Raw genomic sequence first — 4475 nt, 5'->3', positions numbered from 1 at the left:
TTCCTTCAACGGTCCCCTTTTTTTAGCTACTCGCTCTACAGCCCCCATCTCCAAAGTTCAGGATGTCAGGGTTATCGGTTCCATTAAGTCTTTCAAGTGCATATTGGTAAACCGGCAGCTGATGTGCGCATGGAGCACCGGGGTTTACCAGCGGGTATTGGGTTGAATCGATCTTATAGCCTCCGGCCAGAGGGGTGTAGATGTTAACCCCGTTCTCGAAATACTCCGGAACTTTTGGAACAACATCCGGCACATTATATATCCGGCAATTGTCAGCTACATTGTTGTTATAGATACCGGCAAAGGTGGCATCGCCGGTCATCGGAGATGCGTAAGTATATACACTAAGATTCAGACCTTTGCCCAGGCCGGCGGAGGCAGCGGCGGCGTAATAGGTTGCCAGCGTGGCTCCCAGGCTATGACCTGCAACCACTGTCCGCACATTTCTGGCATCCGGCATCATAAGTACCGGGTCGGCTGCAACAATCTTTAACAGGAGGGGCACAATCTGCGTAGTGGCATCGGGCGGTGATACGATCAGGCCTGATTCATAAAGATCGTAAAAGCCGGATGGAACCAAACCGTTGTTGTTAAACTCCTTAAAAGCAGTAGGGACAAAAAAGGCGTCTGCGATGGCTTCAAGCACATTTTCTGTACCACGGATAGCGATTACGTAGTCCTGAGTGCTTTTATGCTGCGCTATAAATCCGTAATAGACAAGGTCAAACTTTCCGGGGATAATAATGTCATTCATCTGAACATTGTACAATACATTATAGTCTGTCATGAAGTCTTTGTCTACCAGCGCATGGTAGTCCTGATTGTTACAGACATTCTGATACGCCTGTAGTGAAGGGTTAAGTTGGGCAGACGTATCGTTCTCCTTTACTGCCTGTTTGTAAATAATGTCTGCCAGATTAACTAATTGGGCGTACTGAACGGCCTCTGACAGGGAAATTGATAAAGATTTGATTTGGGATTCCATAGAAAATGGTTTGAGGGTGAAAAATGAATTGATATTTGAGGGGGCCTTAATGAAGACATAGAATCATCAACGTAGCGAGCTGACATAACCTGGCGCTTCGGGAACTCTTGTACCCTTCAATCGAGGTGGTGCAATTATTGTGCATATTCCTTCAGGATGTTTTGGGAATAAAATGATGTCACTTTATTAGGTGATATACGTGCAAATGCACTTCTTGGTTTTCCCTGTCCGATGTAACCCATACCTTAACGTACTTCGTTTGCCAGATTGATGTTTTCAACCAGCCGGGCCCCCACATTTTCCTAATTTTGGTATTTTTTCTGTCAAAGTTATTTTTCGTTAACATTTGAACCTCAGCCTTTTAAGGTTTTTCAGGTCTGCTCTATTAACCTACAACGGCAATGTCTATAAAAACGTTTCCTCTTGTGCCAACAGACTACAATAGTTCTGGCAGAAATGTTGTGTTGTATACACAAATAGTAACACAATGGCAAATGCGTCTACAGCATGGTGGCAAACAGGTATCATTTACCAGATATACCCCCGTTCATTCCAGGACAGCAATGGGGATGGTGTTGGCGATCTGCAGGGCATTTTACAACGGCTGGATTACCTGCGGTGGCTGGGTGTGGATGCCATCTGGTTGTCCCCCATTTATCCTTCTCCCATGGCTGATTTTGGATATGATGTCAGTGACTATACGGATATACACCCAATGTTCGGCAATCTCGCAGATTTTGAAGTGCTGCAGGAAGCTGTACATGCACGTGGCATGAAACTGCTGCTCGACCTTGTGCCCAATCATACTTCCAGCAAGCATCCCTGGTTTCTGGAATCACGCTCCTCACGGGATAATCCCAAACGCGACTGGTACATCTGGCAGGATACAGTTCCCAATAACTGGCTGAGCGTATTCGGTGGCACTGCGTGGGAATGGGATGAGCAAACAAAACAGTATTATTACCACTCATTCCTTAAAGAACAGCCGGATCTCAACTGGCGCAACCCGGACGTGCAGGAAGCCATATTCAACGTCATGCGTTTCTGGCTGAACAGGGGAGTGGACGGGTTTAGGGTGGATGTGTTGTGGTTCATTTTTAAAGATGAACAATTCCGCAATAACCCGCCCAATGATGATTACGCGTCACATATGCCTACTTTTGATCAGCTGTTGCCGGTCTATTCTACCGATCAGCCAGAAGTACATGAGGTGACGCGCAAAATGCGCAGCATATTGGAAGAGTACGAAGGTTCAAGGGTTTTGATCGCTGAAGTTTATCTGCCCATCAAAGAGCTGATGATGTATTATGGTGTGGACAATAATGGCGCTCATCTTCCTTTTAATTTCCTGCTGCTGTCCTTACCCTGGGATGCTATGCAAATATCCGTTGCCATTAGTCACTATGAAGGCGCTTTGCCCGCCCAGAGCTGGCCCAACTGGGTGCTCAGTAATCACGACCGGCCACGTATTGTCAGCCGAATTGGTGATCAGCAGGCCCGGGTAGCCGCCATGCTGCTGCTTACACTGCGGGGCACGCCTACTATTTACTATGGTGATGAGATAGGCATGCGCGATGTAGCCATTCCCTTCGATGAAATAAAAGATCCCCAGGGCCTTAATATGCCAGATAAGAATCTTAGCAGGGACCCGGCCCGTACTCCAATGCAATGGGATGATAACAAAAATGCCGGCTTCACAGCAGGCACGCCTTGGCTCCGGCTGGATAAAGCGTATGCCCGGATAAACGTTCGCAGGCAGCAGGAAGACGCACATTCTATGCTTAGCCTTTACCGCCGCCTGATCCGTTTACGGCAGAAAGAGCCCGCATTGCACGCGGGCACTTACGTTTCTGTTTATGCAGATAGCCAGATAATGGCATTCACCCGCCATCACGAAGGAAGCGCAAGCTTTCTGATAGTGCTTAACCTTACGCACCGCCCGGGTTATTTCCGGCCGGATAATTTTACGTTTAGCGGCACAGTGGAAATTGCAGTAGCCCCGGAGCTGGAAGGCACTGCAGTAAGCAATGTTATCAGTATAGATGGCGACGAAGGAATGCTGATCCGCCTTCATTAACATAACCTATATGCTCCGCATTTATTCCCACTGCTGTATTACTGGCATGGGACTGCTTACGATTGCCCCATCGCCGTGTACAACCTTTAACTGTCATTATTATTATTCACCGGTAATTTTAATAATTCAGCTTTGGCATGTGACGCTATTCAATAGTAAATACTTATTTGTTCACCGGCATGGTTTTTAGGCGATTTAATTATGGCTTTAGAGAAATACAAGCAGAAACGCAGTTTTAACCAAACGCCTGAACCCACTGGAGGAAAAAGCAGGGGAGGGAAACTCATATTTGTTGTACAAAAACACGACGCCTCCCATCTACACTATGATTTCCGCCTGGAAATGGGCGGCGTATTGAAGAGCTGGGCAGTGCCCAAAGGCCCTTCACTTAATCCTGCAGATAAAAGGCTGGCGATGATGGTGGAAGACCATCCCTTTGACTATAAGGATTTTGAAGGAGTTATTCCGAAAGGGAACTATGGCGCCGGAACTGTCATTGTATGGGATCATGGCACTTATGAACCGATTGTTCCGGTTAAGTCGCGGGTTGAAGCTGAAAAACAGCTTTTGAAACAGCTTAAGGCCGGCTCGTTGAAAGTTAACCTGCATGGGCAAAAACTTAATGGTGAATTTGCGCTGGTGCATACGCATGGCAGGGGGGAAAATTCATGGCTTTTGATCAAACACCGGGATAAATATTCATCAGACCAGGACGTTACGTTAAAAGACAAATCGGTGATCTCCGGTAAAACCCTGGCAAAAATGGAAAAAGCTCCTGATAAGATCTATGGCCGCAAAACTATTCCACCTGGTACAACTGAAAAAGACCGGCCGTCAGCTAACAGAAAGAAAGCTGTAGAAAAAATAAATAAAGTTACATCTGTCACTGCCGTTAAAAAAACGGCGAAAAAGCCGGCAGTGTCGAAGGTTGATCTAAGCGACGCTCCGAGATCCTCATTCCCTAAAACAATACGCCCGATGCTGGCAACATTGGTGGATAAACCAGTTGATCAGGAAGGCTGGCTATATGAAATTAAATGGGACGGTTACCGGGCTGTAGCGCTTTGCAACGGCTCCAACGTTGAGATCATCTCCCGTAACAATAAACCCTTTAATGAAAAATTTTACCCGGTGCATGAGGCCCTGCAGCAGCTTGGATTAAAGGCTGTGCTGGACGGCGAAATTGCTGTGCTAAGAGACACAGGTATTACCAGTTTTGGGGACCTGCAGAATTGGAGAAGTGAAGCGGATGGAGAGCTGGTGTACTATGTATTCGATCTGCTTTGGCTTAATGGCCACAATCTTATGGAACTGCCCTTAATCCGTAGACGGGAGCTGCTGCACGAGGTACTGCCTAAAGAAGGCATTATACGGGAAAGTGAAAGCTTTGAAACCACTGCCACGGAATTTTAT

At 46.8% G+C, this 4475-nt stretch carries 3 protein-coding genes; 2 read left to right on the top strand and 1 reads right to left on the bottom strand.

The features are described from left to right. Positions 1-22: 22 nt before the first annotated feature. Positions 23-985: a lipase family protein gene (locus VIM87_RS30410; RefSeq protein ID WP_332000624.1), complete on the bottom strand. Its 963-nt coding sequence runs from the start codon at positions 983-985 to the stop codon at positions 23-25. A 487-nt stretch (positions 986-1472) separates the two neighbouring features. On the opposite strand from VIM87_RS30410, the gene VIM87_RS30405 reads away from it, so the two are divergent. Both VIM87_RS30405 and VIM87_RS30400 read left to right on the top strand, forming a co-directional pair. Continuing rightward, on the top strand, positions 1473-3062 hold the full coding sequence (locus VIM87_RS30405; protein WP_332000623.1) for an alpha-amylase family glycosyl hydrolase: 1590 nt from the start codon (positions 1473-1475) through the stop codon (positions 3060-3062). A gap of 201 nt (positions 3063-3263) precedes the next feature. Continuing rightward, a partial coding sequence (locus tag VIM87_RS30400; protein WP_332000622.1) for a DNA polymerase ligase N-terminal domain-containing protein occupies positions 3264-4475 on the top strand: 1212 nt, incomplete at its 3' end.

Source organism: Chitinophaga sp., from assembly GCF_036569125.1.
Lineage (GTDB): Bacteria > Bacteroidota > Bacteroidia > Chitinophagales > Chitinophagaceae > Chitinophaga.
The sequence above is the reverse complement of the archived record's forward strand: the minus strand, read 5'-3'. Positions and strand labels throughout refer to the sequence as shown.